Genomic DNA, 17,660 nt, shown 5'->3' on the forward strand with positions numbered 1-17,660 from the left:
GTGCCAGACAACACGACCGTTCCACAGAAACCGGTCGGCATCCGCAGCACCAGGCAGCGCAGCGCCATCGCCGCGCTGCTCGGTGACATCGACGAGTTCCGCTCCGCCCAGGACCTACACGACGAACTGCGCAAGCGCGGCGAGGGCATCGGCCTGACCACCGTCTACCGGACGCTGCAGTCCCTGGCCGACGCGGGCATGGTCGACGTGCTGCGCACCGACTCCGGCGAGTCGGTCTACCGCCAGTGCTCCACCGGCCACCACCATCACCTGGTGTGCCGGCATTGCGGCCGCACCGTGGAGGTGGAGGGTCCCACGGTGGAGTCGTGGGCCGAGGCGATCGCGAGCGAGCACGGCTTCACCGAGATCAGCCACACCCTCGAGGTGTTCGGCACCTGCACGACATGCGGGACGGCACGCCGAGGCAACTGCTGATCAGCTCGCTTCCCGGCGTGTCCGGTTAACGCGCCCGCGAACAGCGGAGATCGACCGGTGAGATCCTCGCGAACCCGGACCGATCCGGATTCGGCACGAAGGATCCGCCATCTGCTGGGGAGGCAGCGTGTCAACGACCAACGACTCATTCATACGCCCGGTGCGCCGCCGGGCCGTCACCGTCGCCGGGGCCACGCTCGTCGTGGCCTCGGCGCTGTTGCTCTCGGCGTGCCAGGGCGAGGACGGCACGCCGGTGGCGGTCCCGTCGGCCACCGCCACCGGAGTCGCCGCGGCGCCGGGCGGGACGAGCGGGCAGTCGACCGTCCGCACCGTCGGCAAGACCGGCTGGTACGACGGGTTCGACATCACGGTGGACAAGGCGACCGTCGTGCCGGACGAATACGGCGGCGCGAAAGTGCGCATCGATATCACCTACAAGAACACCACGCCGGACCACCGCACGTTGAGCAGCACGCCGTCGCTGCTGGTCGGCAAAGAGGTGGACGGCGGGGCGATCTTCGACAGTCCCACGGTGCCCGGCAACGGCTCCGCCACCGGCACTGCCACGACGCCCGTCGCGTCCGCGAAGGACGCCGAGCACCTCCTCGACACCATGACCGTCGTGTACGGCCAAGGCGCGGACAACCAGACCAGGATCCCGCTCGCCGCGGCGGGCGAGGTGGACAGCGTCCAACCGAAGGCGGTGAAAGTCACCGGCACCGTGGTACAGGACCAGACGACCATCCAGGTCACTGGCGGCCGCATCAGCCCGAGCTACACGAAGAACGAGAACGGCAAATCCGACCTGGCGTTGCGCATAAAGCTCATCGGCGGGCCCGGCATCGCCGCGGGCGGAACGAATATCTACTACGACTACTTCACCATCCGTACCCCCGACGGGCAGACCGTGCCCGCCGACATCCGCGGCCCGATCAACGAGTTGCTCAACGCGAACGAGACCATCGACAACCCGAAGAACTACGTGATCTTCGTGGTCCCCTCCCCCGGCACCGGCCCGTACACGGTGACCTACAACGCCCAGCGGCAAGAGGGCGCGGCCACCGCACCCACGCTGTCGTTCACCATCGACTGATCCGGGCCCGCAGCCATTCCCGCCGGAACTCTCATCCGACGAGAATGGCTGCGGCGACGACCGAATTCGAGCCCGTTCCGGGTTTGCGCTACCTGCCCGGGTGGCTCGACGACGCCTAGCAAGCCGCGCTGCTCGACGCGATCGATGCCCCCCGTGGTCGGCCGAACTACGCCGCAGGGTGCAGCATTACGGCCATCGCTACGACTACGGCCGCCGTGCCGTCACGAGCCCGCAGAAGCGACCCGGCGCCGCACGGCCGGGTCGCTCGGGGACGTCGGGTGTCGGTCACCTTCGTACCGTCCTGCACTGAGCGAGATGATCTCGATCAGCCGACCGGGACCGCATCCCGAGCCGGTGCCCGCGTCTCGGCCGGACGGCCGCGCAGCGCGGCCACGCCGAGCAGCGCGAGCGCGACCGCGGCCCAGACCAGCAGCACCACCAGCGGTCCGGTCGCGGCGGCGCCGTCGAAGAACGCGATCGAGCGCAGCAGCGACGCGGCCGCCCCGGGCGGCAGCCACTGTCCGATGGCGCCCCACGGCTGCGGCAGCAGCTCCGGCGCGGACGTGGCCGCCGAGAACGGGTTGCCGATCAGCAGCATGGTGAGCGCGGCGATGCCGATACCGGCCCGCCCGATTACAGCGGCGAGCCCGACGACCGCGCCGGCCACCGCGAACGACACCAGCCCGGCGACCGCCGCGAGTGCCGGGTACGACCCGGGCACCACCGACATCCAGCCCTGGATGATCGCCATGCCGAGCAGCCCGCCCGCGACACCGAAGGTCGCCAGTCCGATCAGTCGGCCGCCGATCGCCGGGATCAGCAGTGCCAGGAGCACACCGGCCGCGATGCCGGACATCACCAGCGGCAGCACCATCGCGCCGAACGCGGTGCCACGCGGATCGTCCGAGTCGGCGGCCACCACGTCCTCGACTCGGGCGGCGGGCGCACCGGAGAGCTGCTGACCGATCTGGGTGAGTTGCTGCGCGACAGCGGGACTCGCACCGGAGGCGACCAGCACGCGCGGCGGCCCGTCGCCGGTGACGATCGCGCCGTACACCTCCCGGTCCTGGATCGCGGCGCGGGCGGCGGCCTCGTCCGCGGGCGTGGTGATCTCGAAGGCGCCCGGACTGTGCTCGGCGAGCTTGCCGGTGACCATCGCGGCCTGCGGGCCGGTGACGGCCAGCGGCAGGTCACGAGGCGCGATGTTCGCGGCGGGCCAGGCGAACGCGATCAGCATCAGCGCCTGGAGCAGGGCGGCGCCGAGACCGAGAGCGAACGCCCGCGGCATGGTGATCATGGCCATCTCCTAAAAATCGAATGCTCGTTCTTTTTAGTTGGGCCTACCGTCGCACGGGGCCTGGAAGTTGTCAAGAACGAATATTCGTTTTACTTTGGGCCCATGCCCCGAGTCAGCGAAGCGCACCTCGAACGCCGCAGGCAGCAGATCCTGGACGCCGCGCGGCGCTGCTTCGCGCGCAAGGGGTTCTACGAGACCTCCATGCAGGACGTGTTCGCGGAATCCGGGCTCTCGGCCGGTGCGGTCTACCGCTACTTCAAGAGCAAGGACGAACTGGTCACGGCCCTCGCCACCGAGACGACGGTGTCGCTGCGCATCGCCATGGACCAGGCGATCGGCCGCGATCCGCTGCCCACGCCCGCCGAGCTGTTCACCATGATCGCCGAGGAGGTGGTGCGGCGCAGCGGGCCCGACGGCCCGGTACGACTGGCGCCGCAGGCATGGGCGCTGGCCTTGGTCCATCCCGAAGCGGCGGTGATGGTCCGCGAGACGATGATCGCGATGCGCGCGCTCTGGGTGAACTACGCCGAACGCATGCGCGACAAAGGCTGGCTACCCGAAGACGCCGACATCGATGCCGTGGCCAAAGCGATCATCGGACTGCTGCCGGGATTCATCCTCCAGCACCTCATCCTCGGCGACCTCGACCCGGAGACACTGGCGCGTGGCGTGCGCACCCTCCTGCCCTACGGCGAGCCCGCCCCTCGGACCGTCGGCTGACCTGGCAAGCCGAGACCTTCGGCCCCGTCTCAGGGCAGCAGGCCCTGCCTGGCTCGGCTCGCGTTGGACAGCACGAGCAGCAGCATGGTGGTGAGGGCCTGATCGTCGAGGCCCGCGGCGGGGAAGGTGTAGCGCAGGATGACATCGGCGAGCCCGCCGCGGGCGATCACCGTGAGCGAACCGAATTGCAGCGAGTTGTTGCGCTCGGCGACGCGCTTGTGCAGCTGCGCCTTCAGCGGCCGGTCCCAGGCCAGCACACAGGTGAGGCTCAGCACGTCCAGACCGGGCGCCAGGTTCACCGCGCGCAGCGAGGAGAGCGCGCCCTCGTACTCGAAGCCCAGGGACCCGTCGGCGTCGACGCGCACCTCGATGCCGTAGCTCGACAGGCAGGCTCCGGCCCGCGCCTGGAGTTCCTGGTCGGGAGTCACCGCTGCGTCCATGTTCGAGCCGCCGTTCACTTGGTGCCGCCGAAACGGCGGTCCCGCGAAGCGTACTGGAGGCAGGCCTCCCACAGGTTGCGCCGATCGAAGTCGGGGAAAAGCGTGTCCTGATAGACGAATTCGGCGTAGGCCGACTGCCAGATGAGGAAGTTCGAGCTGCGAAACTCGCCCGAAGGGCGCAGGAACAGGTCCACGTCCGGCATGTCGGGCTCGTCGAGGTATTTCGCCACCGTCGCCTCGGTGACCTTCTCCGGATCGATCTCGCCCGCCGCCACCCGGCGCGCGATCTCCCTTGCCGCGTCGGCGATCTCGGCGCGACCCCCGTAGTTGACGCACATGGTCAGCGTCATCACGGTGTTGTCCTTGGTGAGTTCCTCGGCGATCTCCAATTCCTTGATCACGCTGCGCCACAAGCGCGGCCGCCGCCCGGCCCAGCGCACCCGGACGCCCATCTCGTGCATCTCGTCCCGGCGCCTGCGGATGACGTCGCGGTTGAAGCCCATGAGGAAGCGCACCTCCTCGGGGCTGCGCCGCCAGTTCTCGGTGGAGAACGCGTACGCCGACAGCCACTTCACGCCGATCTCGATACAGCCCTCGACGGTGTCCATCAGCACCGCCTCGCCGCGCTCGTGCCCGGCGGTGCGCGGCAACCCGCGCTCCTGGGCCCAGCGCCCGTTGCCGTCCATGACCAGCGCGACATGGTTGGGCACCAGTTCCGGCGGCAGCTGCGGCGGCCGAGCTCCCGACGGATGCGGCGCGGGCGGGCGGACGCCCACGCGCTCGGGCGCGGTCGCGGTAGCGGAGTCTCGGCGGAGGATCACGGCATCTATCCTGCCTGATCGCTTCCATCGGCCCACCGCCGTGTTCCTTCCTGAGGCATTCCACGGTCCCCACCGACGCCGGTGACTTATTCTTTTCCCTATCGTGATACTGGGGAGGGGTTTCTCGGACGTGACCGATTTACCAGGCACCGCGACTGCCGCGGGTTTCCGGGCCACTCGTGAACTACTCGGACTTCCGGTGCCGTGGTGCGCGCGGTTCTTCGCGGTCGCGGAGCGCACCGTCGAGCGGTGGGAGAAGGGTGCCTTCCAGATCCCCGACACCGTGGCCCGCGAACTCGCCGCCATCGCGGACGAGACCGAACAGGTGGTCGAGGCCATGGTCGACGCCATCGACGCCGGGGAGATCTCGCCCCGCCTGCACACCTATCGGACCAACGACGACTACTGCAAGCACGAGCCGGACACCCGCTATCCGGCCACCTGGCACCGTGCCGTGTGCGCGCGCGTCATGAACGAGCTGCCCCAGGTAGAGCTTCAATTCGTGGAGTAGGCGACGGCCCGGCCTGCCCTGCGCCCGGCGCGGATCGAGGACGGATCGACGCGACCGCAGGTGGAGTGCGTCCGGCGGTGTCCTTGGATCGCTCGACCAACGGCAGGGTGCGCAGCTGACGTTCCAGATGCCACTGCAGGTGCGCCGCGACCAACCCGCTGGCCTGCCTGCGTACCGCTTCGGGCGTCGTCTCGACCTGCTCCCACTCCCCGCGCAACAACGCGACCAGCAGGTCGAGCACCCCGGGGGCCGGCGTCGCCGCACCCGGCGGACGGCAATGCACACACACCGCGCCGCCTGCCGCGACGTGGAAGGCTCGGTGCGGACCCGGTGTCGCGCACTTGGCGCACTCCTCCAGCGCGGGAGCCCAGCCCGCGAAACCCATGGCGCGCAACAAGAACGCGTCCAGGACCAGTTCGTGCGGCCGCTGTTTGGCCGCGATGGCGCGCAGGGCGCTCGCGGTGAGCGCGTGCAGCCGGGGCGCGGGCGCGCGCTCCTCACCGGCCAGACGTTCGGCGGTCTCCAGAACGGCGCACGCGGTGGTGTAGCGCCCGTAGTCGTCGATGATGTCGGCGGCGAACGCCTCCATCGTGTGCACCTGCGTGACGGTGTCCAACGTGCGCCCGGGATGCAACTGCACGTCGATGTAGGAGAACGGCTCCAACCGGGCCCCGAACCTCGACTTGGTCCGCCGCACCCCCTTGGCGACCGCGCGAACCAGTCCGTGCTGGCGCGTGAGCAGCGTGACGATGCGGTCCGCCTCGCCCAGCTTGTGCTGGCGCACCACAACCGCCTCGTCCCGATACAAACGCACGGGTTGGAGTCTAATGCTGTGTTTGTTTTCCAGCGCCTGCGGCGCTGGGTGTTCGCGGCCCGGCCTGTCCCGAGTTCGGGTCAGCGCTGCCAGTTGGTGTCGGGCGTGTTGGGGGCGGGCGGTTGCTGCCAGTGGGTGTTGGGCGCGCCGAGAGCGGGCTGCTGGGGCCACTGCGCATTCGGGCCGGGTGCACCCGGCTGCTGGTACTGGGCTGGGCCCATGGTCTCGGCGTTGGCGCGGGCGATGAGGTCGGGGAGCTGCGGGGCGGCGACCGGTGACGAAGCGCCGCACCAGGTGCACTCCAGGTGGTGTTTGGTGCTGAGCGGGAAGAGCGGGATGAAGAAGAGCGTGAACTTGGTGACGAGTTTGCGCAGCGCGTGTGCGGCGGGATTGCCGCAGCGGCCGCAGATCAAGGTGATCATGGCGAGCGTGTGGATACGCTTCTGCCAGCCCCAGATCAGCATGTGAAACCCCCGAAGATAGAGAATCCGATGTCGGTCACAGTAGTAGATCGCTCGAGCGGCGTGCGGGCTTCACCTGGCCAGGAAATGCCAGCCGAGCCATGCCCATACGAGTACGGCGAGGATTCTCGTCGTTCGGGTTGCGGTCAGGTAGGCGATCGTCTCCCCCGCAGAAGCGACCAGATCGCGGCGCACCCACGTCACCACGACCGCGACGAGCGCGGCCGCCAGGATCAGGGCGAACCCCAGGAGGACGACGGCTCGATCGCTCATCTCGACACCAGCCACCACCCGGCGGCCAGCCACACCAGCCATCCGGCGAACCGCAGCGGCCACTGTTCGAGCGCCGGATCCAGCAGTGTGGACAAGGTCGGGTGCTCGTGGCTCGGCTGATTCAGGGCGGGCTGGCGCAGGAGCGCGTAGACCTCCCATGCCGACGCCGCGACCAGCAGCGCCGACCACACGGCCAGGCCGCGCCCGAGCCGGGCGCTGCGCGGAAGCCGCTCGAATCTCCCGCGGAACGCCAGCACCGTCGCGCCCAGCGCCGCCACCGCCACCAGCGCGGTCGCGGGCCAGCTGAACGGCCGGGTCGCGGCACCGCCCGCCGCGAGCACCAAGCCCACGGTCAGCGGTGTCACACGCGACCGGAGTCGACGCGCCGGTTGCTCTGTCACATGCGCAGGATAAGACCAGAGGACGTCGTATCGAGGCAGGCAGCGGCCATCTACGGATGCGTCGAGCGAGGCCGAGAGTTCCCGATCGTTGCGGCGCGGCCCGCTCGTCTCAGCCGTCGGCGCGCATGAGCCCCGAGATGAGCAGCAGGACCGATTGCTGGGTCTGCGCGCGGGCGAGATCGGAGTCCTCGGCGTGCGCGACGATCAAGGCGGCCTCACTGATCACGCTGACGACGAGCTGGGCCAGCACGGGAACGGGGGCGTCGGCGATCAACCCGGCGTCGCGGGCGCGCTCGAGTTGCGTGGTGATCAAGCCGAGCCCGTGCGCGGATTCGAATTCGCGCCAGGCCTGCCAGCCGAGCACGGCGGGGGCGTCGGTGAGGGCGATCCGCAGCATCGCGGGGCGCTGGCAGATCTCCAGGAACAGCCCGAGCCCCGCTGCCATTCCGGCCATCACGTCCGCGGAATCGACTGCGGCGATGGCGTTTTCGATCTCCTCGGTGATCTCGACCTCGATCTGCTCCAGCACCGCGAGGAAAAGTCCGCGTTTATCGCCGTAATGGTGATGCAGCGCGCCCCGGGTGACGCCCGCCTCGGTCACCAGTTCCTCGGCGGAAGTCCCCGCGAAGCCGCGCTCGGTGAACAACCGGCGTCCCGCCTGTTCGAGCGCGGCCTTGGTTGCGCGAGAGCGGTCTTCCTGGCTACGGCGTGGCATGCAGGCGAGTGAACTCCAGGATCGATGCGGCGAGCAACTCGGGCTGGTCCTCCGGCACGAAGGTGTAGGAGTCGTCGATGAGCGTCAGCTGCGCGTTCGGCAGGTCGTGGGCCAGGCGTTCGGCGAACGACAGCGGGAACAGCCGGTCCTCTCGCGCCCAGGCCAGCAGTACCGGGATGTCGACACCCGCGAAGTGGCGGGCGGCTTCCAGGGTGTAGCGGCGATGCGCCGACTTCAGGAAGCGCCGCAGATCTTTCCGGATCGCGGCGGAGTTTCGGCTCGGCAGCAGGTAGGAGTCCACGATTTCGGGCGGGACGGGCCGTTTGGTGACCCAGCCGAAAGCCAGCGGAAGGCGGTGCAGCGCCCGGATCCGCAGCGCCTCGGTGAGGGGGCGCAACGACCCCGGGATCTTCGCCAGCAGCGGCAGCGCGGTGAACGGCTGCGGCAGGAAGCTTTCGTAGCTGTCCACCGAGACGAGGACGACGCGGCCGACACGGGACCGGTCGCGAGTCAGCAACACCTGGGTGATCGCTCCGCCGGTGTCGTTGGCCACCAAGGTGACGTCGGTGAGGTCGAGACGCTCGAGGAACGCGGCGATGAGATCGGCGATCCCGACGGGTGTCAGTTCCGCGTCCGGGACCGGGATCTCATGCGAGCCGAGCGGCCAGTCCGGGGCGAGGCAGCGGTATCCGGCCGCGGCGATCGTGGGCACCACCTTGCGCCAGATGTCCGCGTTGACGAGCAGGCCGTGCACGAACACGACCGGAGCGCCCTCCCCCGTCTCGTGATAGCGAATGCGGCCGCCGGGCAGTTCCACTTCGTGGGTGCGGCCGAGTGCAGTGCTGGTTGCCATGAGTCCTCCCGGAGATCGGCGGTGCTGGAACCACTGTTACATACATACCGTATGTATGTCTAGCGCGGACGAGCACCGCCTCGACCGCGCCTCCACACCCGCCGGTCGACCGCATCTCATGCCGGTCCCGCGCCGACCGACGCGCGGGCCAGAGCGGCGTACCCCGCGCGGTAGGCCGTTCGGAACATTCGGCCAGTTCCGATCACGCATGGCGGCTCCGGCGGAAGTCCCGATCGGTGACCCGCTCGAGCGGACACCGTGGCGTCTCCGACCGCCCCAACGGTTCCATGCTCGCGCGCACCGACATGGACGATTGACCAACTTCGCGCTACCGTCTGGTACACCACGACGAGACGGAGCTCACATGACGGTGTCCGATCCTGCCCGCGTCCCCGGCACCCGGGAGCTGGGGCTGGCCGAACTCGCGGCTGCCATCGCCGGCGGCTCGATCGCCTCGACCACGGCGGTCGGCGGCGCACTGGATCGGATCGACGCGACGCAGAGCACGCTCAACGCTTTCCGTATCGTGCGCCGGGAGCGGGCGCTCGCCGAGGCCGCCGAAGCCGACCGGCGGCTGGCCGCGGGCGAACGACTGCCGCTGCTGGGCGTGCCCGTCGCGGTGAAGGACGACACGGACGTCGCGGGCGAGCCGACCGCGTTCGGCTGCGGCGGCGACTTCGCGCCCAAGACCGAGGACGCGGAATCGGTGCGGCGCCTGCGTGCCGCGGGCGCGGTGATCGTCGGCAAGACCAATACCTGCGAGCTCGGACAGTGGCCGTTCACCAGCGCCGCGTCGTTCGGCCACACCCGCAATCCCTGGGACCGCACCCGGACGCCGGGCGGCTCCTCCGGCGGAGCTTCGGCGGCCGTCGCGGCCGGATTGGTCCCGGCCGCCCTCGGTTCCGACGGCGCAGGCTCGATCCGCATTCCCGCCGCGTGGACGAACCTGGTCGGCATCAAACCGCAGCGCGGACGGATCTCCACCTGGCCGGAGCCCGAAGCGTTTTACGGGCTCACCGTGAACGGGCCGCTGGCGCGCACCGTCGCGGACGCGGCGCTGCTGCTGGACGCCGCGGCCGGTCCGCATCGAGACGACCTGCACACGCCGGAACCGATCACCGCGTCGGACGCCGTCGGCCGGGACCCGGGAAAACTGCGGATCGCCCTGTCGCTGCGAATTCCCTTCACCGCGACCAGAACAGCGCTGGACCCCGAGGTCGAGCGAGCGGTGCGCCGCACCGCCGATACGCTGCGCGCGCTCGGGCACACCGTGACCGTGGCCGACCTGCATTACGGCATCCTGGTCGGCGCCTCCTTCCTGCCGCGTTCGCTCGCAGGCATCCGGCGGGTCCACAATCGGATGCCCGGACTGAAGGTCGATCCGCGCACCACCGCCAATGCCCGGATCGGGCGCGTGCTCGACGGTCCCGCGCTCTACGCGGCGCGTCACGTGGAACCGTTGCTGCACAATCGGATCGGCCGCTTCTTCCGCGACTACGATGTCGTCCTCGCCCCCACCACCGCCACGCCGCCGCCGCGCGCCGAAGAAATCGACGGCATCGGCGTCAACGCCACCAACAACCTCATCACCGCCGCCTGCCCCTACACCTGGCCCTGGAACGTTCTCGGCTGGCCGAGCATCAACGTCCCCGCAGGCTTCACCGAGACCGGCCTCCCGGTCGGCGCCCAACTGATGGGCACGGCGCATTCCGAACCGCTCTTGATCTCCCTGGCCGCCCAACTCGAATCCGAACTCCAGTGGCACCGCCACCGCCCCGACCCGTGGTGGTGACCTGAACCCAATCCCGCTCGAGCCGAGTCGATTCCGTCTCCGGCGGGTATCGCACGAACCGTGCCGGAACATGCTCGGCATCCATCCGCGCGATGTACCTTGTGGATGCGCCGAGTCCCCGCATGTGCCGGTACGGCCGCCGCGGAATCCTCGCGGTTCGAATGCGCCGATGCCGTTCCCTCTCGGCCGACCGTGGAACGCGAGGAGTGCCCGATGGCCGACTGTCACCTGGTGGACGTAGATATCTTGCTCGTGCGCAACGACATCCAGGGCAGTCGCTGGTCATACGGTCACACGGGCGTCGGCGGTGTCGGGAGAAGATGAGGAAGCTGCGGCGATCAGGCCGAAGGCGTTGTCTTGCTGATCAGATCCGAATTGGTCGCACGGGCATATGCCCGATTCGCCCAGCACTTGAGCAACGAAATCAGGAGGCTGGCGACAGCTGATGCCGAACACGGCGTCAGGCCCTTCGCTCGGGAAAGCTCGGGGGCGGCCGCAGTATTTTCCGATGCCGACAGAGGGCTTCGGCACGCTTTCGATACCGGCGACCCGTCGTTCCCGGGTCCGCTGTCGGAATCCGGATCCACCTCGCCGGATCGTTTCTATAACGGAGCACGCCTGTGGCAAGTCGATCAAGTGTTCCCCAGAGCTTTTCGCAGAGACGAAGCCGCAGCCGAGGACGGATATATCCGCACAGCGTCACACAGCACCGCCGGAGATGTCGTATACCTGACCGACGGCACCGACATCGCCGGCGTGTACGGAACGATCACGAGCTGGACCGATGTCCGCGACGGCACGATGCGATTCCACCCCGCGGGCATGGTCCTGGGAATCGACGCCAACCGTATCCGGGTGAATCCGATGCTCGAAGAGGGGCATTCCGCGGCCAACTTCATCGAAGGTGTCAGCGACCGCGTATTCACCACTCCGGGCCGGGTCGACACTTCCAAGATCGTCAGCGTGGAATTCCAGACCTACGACGACATCATCACCAACCCCGACGTAACCCTCGTCGCCGACGGTTTCCCCGGCTTCGACGGCCTTCGGCAAGAATCGCTACGCGACCCCGCGATAGTCGCCGATCGCCTCACCGGCATCGCCGAAGCCGTGCGCAGAAACTACCCGGCGATCGATGTCACCGTCGGCGCCAACCGTCTCACCACCGACGAAGCCATCAGAACGTTCCTGGCCACATGAGCAGGCCCGGTCGTGTCGTGTACGCCCTACTTCGGTGGCTGGAAGCCGCCGATTTGCTGTTCGAGCAGTTCGGCGAGCCGCAGTGGGGTGCGGTCCTCGAACATCGGGCCGATGAGTTGCACTCCGACCGGCAGACCTTCGGAAGATCGCCCCGCGGGTACAGCTGTCACGGGAAGGCCGGGCATGGTGGCCAGGCCGGCCCAGACGAGCTGGTCGAAGTACGGGTACTCGACCCCGTCGATGTCGAGCCGACGCTCCAGCAGATCAGGGTTGTGGTCATGCGGGAACGCGGGCGTCGGCGTGCTGGGACACACCACGGCATCGAACTCGCCGAACAGCTGCCGCCAGCCGTGGCGATGGATCTCGCGACGGTTGTACACCTCGATCCAATCGCGGTGACTCAACACCATGCCGCGCAGCCGCGCCGCGTCGAGGCTCTGGTCGTCTGCGCTCAGGCCGGCTGCCCGGGTCCGCAGCTGCTCGTAGCTGTCGACGGGAAATCGTGCCACGGAGCCAGAGAACAGCAGTTGCGTGTAGAGAATCGCGGCTTCGGCCAGATCGGGCAGCAGTGGGCTGTGCCGTTCGACGCGGGCACCACTGGTGACAAGCGCGTCGGCCACCCGGTTCACGCCCGCTCGAACCGCGGCCCCGGTCGCGATGAACGGATGCTGATCGAGGACCAAGACCCGGAAGTCGCCGAGTCTCTCGTGGCGCGCGGGCGGCAGCGTCACCGAATGTGCCACGCCGAGCGTCAACGGGTCCGGTCCGGCCATCACGTCGAGCAGGAGTGTGAGGTCACGGGCAGTGCGCGCCATCGGACCGACAACGGCGAGGTCGGCCTCGATCGGCAAGGCCGGCGCGGGCGGCGGGGTCATACCGCGCATCGCCGCCAGCCCCAGTGTCGGCTTGTGCGCGTAGACGCCACAGAAATGCGCGGGGGTGCGCAACGAACCGGCGAGGTCGGAGCCGATGGACAGCGCACCGAAGCCGGATGCCAGTGCCGCGGCCGATCCGCCGGAGGATCCGCCCGACGTGCGGCCGTGATCCCACGGGTTGTTGGTGGTGCCGTAGATCTCGTTGAAGCTCTGCAGATCTTGCAACCCCAACGGCACATTGGTCTTACCGAGCACCACCGCGCCCGCGGCTTTCAGCCGCGCCACCTGTACCGCGTCCTCGGCCGGCACGAAGTTCCGGTACTGCGGCATACCCCAGGTCGTGGGCATCCCGACCATGTTGTAGGACTCCTTGACGGTCACCGGAATACCCAGCAGCGGCCGATCCGCACCCCGGCCGCGCGCCTGGTCGGCATGCCGCGCCGCCGCCCGCGCACGATCGAAATCAGGCACACAGATCGCGTTGATCACCCTGTCATCCCGCTCGATCCCAGCGATCGCCGCGTCGGTCAATTCCACCGAGGACACTTCCCCAGCACGTAACGCAGCCGAAAGCTCGCCGGCCGACCGAAAATTCCATTCCATGAATTCGACGCTAGCGGGCCTCCACAACGGCCATAAAATTTCGCTTCCCGCAACGGAAATACGTGGAAACCTTCCCCGGCGAGGGCACATCGAAGTGCCAATTGCAACAAGCATCGCGATGGCACCAGTGCCCCCGTTGACGCCGTCGGAACGATCTGCGGCGGCGAGATCCGTCAACAATGTCGTGCTGGGCGTGCGCGAGGTCGATCAGTGTCACCAGGCAAGAGGGCACGCGGAGGCGGGGTGTCGCGCATCATCGCTCGACATACAGCCGCTCATATGGCCACCGAGGCAGCCGATCATTTGCGTCGCTGGCGATGGATACGGCGTCGGTGCAATGGTGGCACTTTCGTCTTGCACGAATACACGGCCGCAGTCAAGCACGCCGTGTAGGGGTTGTCACGGCTCGAGGTACAGACGTTCGTTCGGCAGACGCGGTAATCCGGTTGGGTCGCCGGGGACGACGGTCACCGCGTCCGGGTAGTGGTAGGCGCGCCAGTCCTCGATGAAGCGCGACGCCGCGGTTGCGCAGGCGGCGAATTCCAGGCGGAGGTCGTGGACAGCAATCACGGCCCGGTCGCGTGGTGCCGAGATCGTTGATGCCGTATGGTCTCGGCCGACCGTGGAACGCGAGGAGATGCCGATGGCTGATCGTCACCTGGTAGATGTTCATATCCTGCTCGTGCGCGACGACAAGCTACTGCTGACTCAGCGTCGGGGAGATATGTTCGAAGGCCGGTGGCATCTACCATCGGGCAAACTGGACGCGGGCGAGCCGATTACGACCGCCGCCGCCCGAGAAGCCCATGAGGAAGTCGGTGTGCTCATCGACCCGACCGACCTCAGATTCGTTCATGCGGTGCACGCCGCCGGTTCAGGCCCGGAACCACGGCTGGGGCTGTTCCTGCAAGCACGGCGGTGGGTCGGGGAGCCGGTGAATCGGGAGCCGCAGAAGTGCGCTGCGGTGCATTGGTTCCCGATCGACCAGCTACCCGATGACTTGATCGAATATCCCGCCGTCGGGATCCGCGCGTTCCTCGACGGTACAGCGCCGTTCAGCGAGCACGGCTGGAACACACCAGCCGCAGTCGCCGACGTCTAACAAGCAGACGCCCGCTCGTGCTGAGCATGCGCGAGGTCGATCAGCTTGGCGCGGATGTAGCTGGTCGGCGCTTGGGCCAACTGGAGGTTGACCGAGAAATTGAACTCGTCACGGGCGAGCATCGACTCGTCGACACCTCCACCGGTCAAGTCCACCGGCGAGTAGTTCAGAAGCTGTTCCGCTTGGTAGCGGCCGGTCGCCAGGAGCCGATGCCATTCGGGTGTTCCGGGATAGGGACGGAACTCGAACACCGATGCGCGAAAGCGGCCGGGCAGCCGGTCGGTGGCCTCCCAGAGTAGGTGGATCAACTGCTCGGTGGCATCGATCTCTTGGCGGGTCTCGTCGGGAAATCCGAGGATGAAGTATCCCTTCACGCCTATGCCGCGTTCAGCCAAACGCGTCACAACGCTGACCGCCATTTCAGGCGTTATCCGTTTGTCTATGTACTCGAGCATGCGGGCGCTGCCGGACTCGATGCCGAGAGCCACTTCACGTAATCCATTGGACGCGAGGGTTGTCAGCATCTCGTCGTCAGCTCGATGCAGCACGTTGATACGGCCGGTGGCATCCCAGCACGCCCAATCGCCGACCTGTTCGGTGGTGAACGCGCCCATCATCGTATCGATCACACGCCGCGCTCCCAGAAATAGATCATCAACGAACCGGAACGCGGTCACGCTGCACTGCTCCCGAAGCCGCACCATTTCGTCGATGATGTTGTACGGGTCCCGGATGCGGATGGTGATATCAGGGTTTGCGGTGACCGCCGCTCCGCAAAAAGAGCAGTTGTATGGACAACCCCGGGCACCGACCATGTTCGCTTCCCATCGGGCCTGCTCGTAGTGCGGGTCTTGGCACAGATAGGCCCGGTCGACGAAGGGCAAGCCGTCGATGTCGGGTGCGAGATGGTGGGATGACCCTGGTACACCCCCGGTGACCGGTGTCCGCACGACCGGGTCCAGCCACATCACGCCCGGTAACCGGCGTCGGTTGCGATGATCATCGAGTAGTTCGGACACGCGGGTCTCGGCTTCGCCGACTACCAGCGCGGCGCAGCGCGTCATGCGTGGATCGGTGAGGATCTGGTTCGGCATGGCTTTGGCCTGATGTCCGCCGAGCATCACCTTGATGTCGGGGTCGAGACCGGCGGCGATGCGGGCGCTGATTTCATAGGTAGGTGCGAGCAGGTTGAACCCCGCCCACCGTGGCCGGGTTGTGTTGACGATGTCGACCGTCTGATCGATGCCCAACCCATGGGCCTCGGCATCGAGGACACCGACATTGAACCCCTGCTGAGCGGCGTAGGTGGCGATATAGGCCATACCCAGCACGGGGAGTGTGAAGTCGTTGACTCTGGGACGCAGACTGTAGTCCCGTAGCGGCGCATTGACGAACAGCGCATCCAGTGGGTGGTTTGCGGCGGCTCCGGCGATCAAGTCACGACGGGGCCGTTCTAGTGAGTTCTGCGTTGGATACCCCCCATGCGAGAGTGAGTAATGTCCACGCGGACAATTGATTTCCCGCCAGCTCTTGCCATTGTGCCGCGAATCCGGGCTCGTCGTCATCCCACATGCGCTCGGGCGAAAGTCTCCTTGCCCAGGTGCGGACAGCCAGATCGGCGTACGGATACACGGAGAAGTCGTTGGTGAAGTCGGCCACCGCGGCGCCGGCGGTCCACGGCCCGATCCGGGGCACCACCTGTAAGGCGTCGATCAGTGCGAGGCGGTCAGAGGGAGAAGTCGCCATCGCGGTCCAGGCTTCGCCGTGTTCGAGGTAAGCCCTCGCAGCGGCCTGAAGAGCTGGTCGTTTGAACGCGACGCCGAGCTCGGAGAACGCGTGATCGGGCAATGCGAGGATCTTCTGTGGTTCCGGAAACAGCCATGCCGTGGTGCCGCCGTGGTCGATCGGCTGCCCATATGCGCGGCTGAACAGGAGATACAGCTTGCGGGCCTGGCCGGCTCGAATCACCTGCCGAACAATCGCGGTAGCCAAGGCGTCCCACAAGCTCGGATTCGCCACCCTTGTTACTACGCCGGCGGCCTTCAATCCGACCAACATGTCATCGGCACCGGCGAGCGCGGCTGGATCGAACTCCCCCACCCGTAACCACACCTCGGCAACTCTGGTGTCTGTGACGATCGTGGTGTGGTGGCCGTCGGTGACGGCGCGGTGGACCACGCCGTCACCGGCCTGCACCCAGCCTGGGTGGTCGAGCATCATCCGGCCGAAGACCATTACTGCCCCTTCACTGTTCGGATTGGGTCATCATCGTCCCTTCCTTGCTATTCGGTGACAGGACCGCCCTGGTCGCTGCGAGGGTGCGCGCGGAGGTGCGACACGATGAGGTTGCCGATCGCACGGGCGTTTGCGAGCGGCTGCCGATGCGTGCAGTCGAACTCGGCCACCGTCCACCCGCGGTCAGCGAGCTCGTCGGCGACTTCGTGGAATCGATGCGATTGGGTCCGACTGCTGTCGCCGGCTCGTTCGAATCGGTCATGCGCACCTCGCGTTGTGAGCCGCGCGGCCAGTGCACGGACGTCTGCGTGCAGCATCACCGCCAAATCCGGAGCCGGTACGCCGTGATTGAGCTGCCACACCATCTGCGGGTCGACACCATCGAGTGTTTGCAGAACAAGCGAGGACGGTAGATAGCGGTCGCAAATTACGATCATGCCCGCCTTGATCGCAGGAACTATTTCACTGGCGAGTTGATGATGTCGGTCGCCGGCGACCAAACATGCCAACGCGATTCCGCGATAGGTGTCAGCCTGCGCACGGATGAGATCGCCGAGCGCGGTGGGGCTGGGTTGCGCCGTGGCGTGCACACGGGCCCCTTGTTTGCGCAGGTATCCGACCAGCTCGTGAGCGATACTGGACTTGCCGACTCCTCCTGGTCCGTCGAGGGTGACCAGCATGCCCGTGCCGCTCATCTCATCCGCGCGTCCCGGTCGTGTCAGGTGACTCATCGATCTTCTCCGTTTCATCACCCACCTGGCCTTCACCGGTGGTCGTCGCTCGAATATCAGGGTCGTCATCGCTCGAGGTAAAGACGTTCGTTCGGCAGACGCGGTAATCCGGTTGGGTCGCCGGGGACGACGGTCACCGCGTCCGGGTAGTGGTAGGCGCGCCAGTCCTCGATGAAGCGCGACGCCGCGGTTGCGCAGGCGGCGAATTCCAGGCGGAGGTCGTGGAATTGGATCGACAAGTGCACGTCGTCTTCTTCGGGGCGTGGGGACAGCTGTGCATCCATGGCC

The 17,660-nt window shown here is 67.5% G+C and carries 22 protein-coding genes; 7 read left to right on the forward strand and 15 right to left on the reverse strand.

From position 1 onward, the window contains the following. Positions 1–435, forward strand: a complete 435-nt coding sequence (locus QMG86_RS23460) for a Fur family transcriptional regulator (protein WP_281874831.1) — start codon at positions 1–3, stop codon at positions 433–435. 127 nt (positions 436–562) lie between these two features. Next, entirely contained in the window at positions 563–1,528 is a 966-nt protein-coding gene (locus QMG86_RS23465; RefSeq protein ID WP_281874832.1) for a hypothetical protein, read from the forward strand. Between the two features lie 325 nt (positions 1,529–1,853). Here the strand turns inward: QMG86_RS23465 and QMG86_RS23470 are convergent, their stop codons facing one another. Further along, on the reverse strand, positions 1,854–2,825 hold the full coding sequence (locus QMG86_RS23470) for a V-type ATP synthase subunit I domain-containing protein (RefSeq protein ID WP_281874833.1): 972 nt from the start codon (positions 2,823–2,825) through the stop codon (positions 1,854–1,856). Between the two features lie 102 nt (positions 2,826–2,927). Here QMG86_RS23470 and QMG86_RS23475 point away from each other — a divergent pair, with 102 nt between their 5' ends. After that, the gene (locus QMG86_RS23475; protein ID WP_281874834.1) at positions 2,928–3,545 is read left to right on the forward strand and encodes a TetR/AcrR family transcriptional regulator; all 618 of its coding nucleotides are present in this window, start codon (positions 2,928–2,930) and stop codon (positions 3,543–3,545) included. Between the two features lie 29 nt (positions 3,546–3,574). Here the strand turns inward: QMG86_RS23475 and QMG86_RS23480 are convergent, their stop codons facing one another. Next, positions 3,575–3,985 (reverse strand): YbjN domain-containing protein, encoded by a 411-nt coding sequence (locus tag QMG86_RS23480; protein WP_281874836.1) that lies wholly within the window; start codon positions 3,983–3,985, stop codon positions 3,575–3,577. Positions 3,986–3,999: 14 nt separating this feature from the next. Next, positions 4,000–4,815, reverse strand: a complete 816-nt coding sequence (locus QMG86_RS23485; RefSeq protein ID WP_159845425.1) for an isoprenyl transferase — start codon at positions 4,813–4,815, stop codon at positions 4,000–4,002. A gap of 121 nt (positions 4,816–4,936) precedes the next feature. Between QMG86_RS23485 and QMG86_RS23490 the strand changes: the two genes are divergently transcribed. Next, the gene (locus tag QMG86_RS23490; RefSeq protein WP_159845045.1) at positions 4,937–5,317 is read left to right on the forward strand and encodes an Aca2/YdiL-like domain-containing protein; all 381 of its coding nucleotides are present in this window, start codon (positions 4,937–4,939) and stop codon (positions 5,315–5,317) included. On the opposite strand, the gene recO is transcribed toward QMG86_RS23490, so the two are convergent. The 6 genes from recO to QMG86_RS23520 form a co-directional block, all read right to left on the reverse strand. Next, positions 5,274–6,131, reverse strand: a complete 858-nt coding sequence (recO, locus tag QMG86_RS23495) for a DNA repair protein RecO (RefSeq protein WP_281874837.1) — start codon at positions 6,129–6,131, stop codon at positions 5,274–5,276. The two genes, QMG86_RS23490 and recO, sit on opposite strands and share 44 nt — an antisense overlap. Positions 6,132–6,211: 80 nt before the next feature. Beyond that, complete coding sequence (locus tag QMG86_RS23500) at positions 6,212–6,595, reverse strand: zinc ribbon domain-containing protein (protein WP_281874838.1); 384 nt, start codon at positions 6,593–6,595, stop codon at positions 6,212–6,214. A gap of 69 nt (positions 6,596–6,664) precedes the next feature. Continuing rightward, positions 6,665–6,865: a DUF6186 family protein gene (locus QMG86_RS23505; protein WP_281874839.1), complete on the reverse strand. Its 201-nt coding sequence runs from the start codon at positions 6,863–6,865 to the stop codon at positions 6,665–6,667. Next, positions 6,862–7,266, reverse strand: coding sequence for a hypothetical protein (locus QMG86_RS23510; RefSeq protein WP_281874840.1), 405 nt, complete (start codon positions 7,264–7,266; stop codon positions 6,862–6,864). The genes QMG86_RS23505 and QMG86_RS23510 overlap by 4 nt, the downstream gene beginning before the upstream one ends. Before the next feature lie 109 nt (positions 7,267–7,375). Next, entirely contained in the window at positions 7,376–7,981 is a 606-nt protein-coding gene (locus QMG86_RS23515; RefSeq protein WP_281874841.1) for a TetR/AcrR family transcriptional regulator, read from the reverse strand. Then, positions 7,968–8,834 carry an alpha/beta fold hydrolase gene (locus QMG86_RS23520; protein WP_281874842.1) on the reverse strand — a complete coding sequence of 289 codons (867 nt, stop codon included), beginning with the start codon at positions 8,832–8,834 and terminating at the stop codon, positions 7,968–7,970. The genes QMG86_RS23515 and QMG86_RS23520 overlap by 14 nt, the downstream gene beginning before the upstream one ends. A 364-nt stretch (positions 8,835–9,198) precedes the next feature. Between QMG86_RS23520 and QMG86_RS23525 the strand changes: the two genes are divergently transcribed. Together QMG86_RS23525 and QMG86_RS23530 are read left to right on the forward strand one after the other, a co-directional pair. Further along, a complete protein-coding gene (locus tag QMG86_RS23525; RefSeq protein ID WP_281874843.1) occupies positions 9,199–10,626 on the forward strand; it encodes an amidase in 1,428 nt (475 codons plus the stop codon). A 756-nt stretch (positions 10,627–11,382) separates the two neighbouring features. Beyond that, positions 11,383–11,826, forward strand: a complete 444-nt coding sequence (locus QMG86_RS23530; protein ID WP_281874844.1) for a hypothetical protein — start codon at positions 11,383–11,385, stop codon at positions 11,824–11,826. Between the two features lie 26 nt (positions 11,827–11,852). Here the strand turns inward: QMG86_RS23530 and QMG86_RS23535 are convergent, their stop codons facing one another. Beyond that, the gene (locus QMG86_RS23535; RefSeq protein ID WP_281874845.1) at positions 11,853–13,304 is read right to left on the reverse strand and encodes an amidase; all 1,452 of its coding nucleotides are present in this window, start codon (positions 13,302–13,304) and stop codon (positions 11,853–11,855) included. 399 nt (positions 13,305–13,703) lie between these two features. Next, the gene (locus tag QMG86_RS23540) at positions 13,704–13,874 is read right to left on the reverse strand and encodes a hypothetical protein (RefSeq protein ID WP_281874846.1); all 171 of its coding nucleotides are present in this window, start codon (positions 13,872–13,874) and stop codon (positions 13,704–13,706) included. A 52-nt stretch (positions 13,875–13,926) separates the two neighbouring features. Between QMG86_RS23540 and QMG86_RS23545 the strand changes: the two genes are divergently transcribed. Then, complete coding sequence (locus QMG86_RS23545) at positions 13,927–14,406, forward strand: NUDIX hydrolase (RefSeq protein ID WP_281874847.1); 480 nt, start codon at positions 13,927–13,929, stop codon at positions 14,404–14,406. Here QMG86_RS23545 and QMG86_RS23550 read toward each other — a convergent pair. The 4 genes from QMG86_RS23550 to QMG86_RS23565 all read right to left on the reverse strand — a co-directional run bounded on the left by QMG86_RS23550 (position 14,403) and on the right by QMG86_RS23565 (position 17,656). Further along, positions 14,403–15,842, reverse strand: a complete 1,440-nt coding sequence (locus tag QMG86_RS23550; RefSeq protein ID WP_281874848.1) for a B12-binding domain-containing radical SAM protein — start codon at positions 15,840–15,842, stop codon at positions 14,403–14,405. The two genes, QMG86_RS23545 and QMG86_RS23550, sit on opposite strands and share 4 nt — an antisense overlap. A gap of 1 nt (position 15,843) precedes the next feature. Continuing rightward, entirely contained in the window at positions 15,844–16,641 is a 798-nt protein-coding gene (locus QMG86_RS23555) for a DNA glycosylase family protein (protein WP_281874849.1), read from the reverse strand. Positions 16,642–16,688: 47 nt separating this feature from the next. Beyond that, a complete protein-coding gene (tmk, locus tag QMG86_RS23560; RefSeq protein WP_281874850.1) occupies positions 16,689–17,372 on the reverse strand; it encodes a dTMP kinase in 684 nt (227 codons plus the stop codon). Between the two features lie 65 nt (positions 17,373–17,437). Continuing rightward, entirely contained in the window at positions 17,438–17,656 is a 219-nt protein-coding gene (locus QMG86_RS23565) for a hypothetical protein (RefSeq protein ID WP_281874851.1), read from the reverse strand. Positions 17,657–17,660 lie beyond the last annotated feature (4 nt).

Source organism: Nocardia sputorum (assembly GCF_027924405.1).
GTDB classification, from domain to species: Bacteria; Actinomycetota; Actinomycetes; order Mycobacteriales; family Mycobacteriaceae; genus Nocardia; species Nocardia sputorum.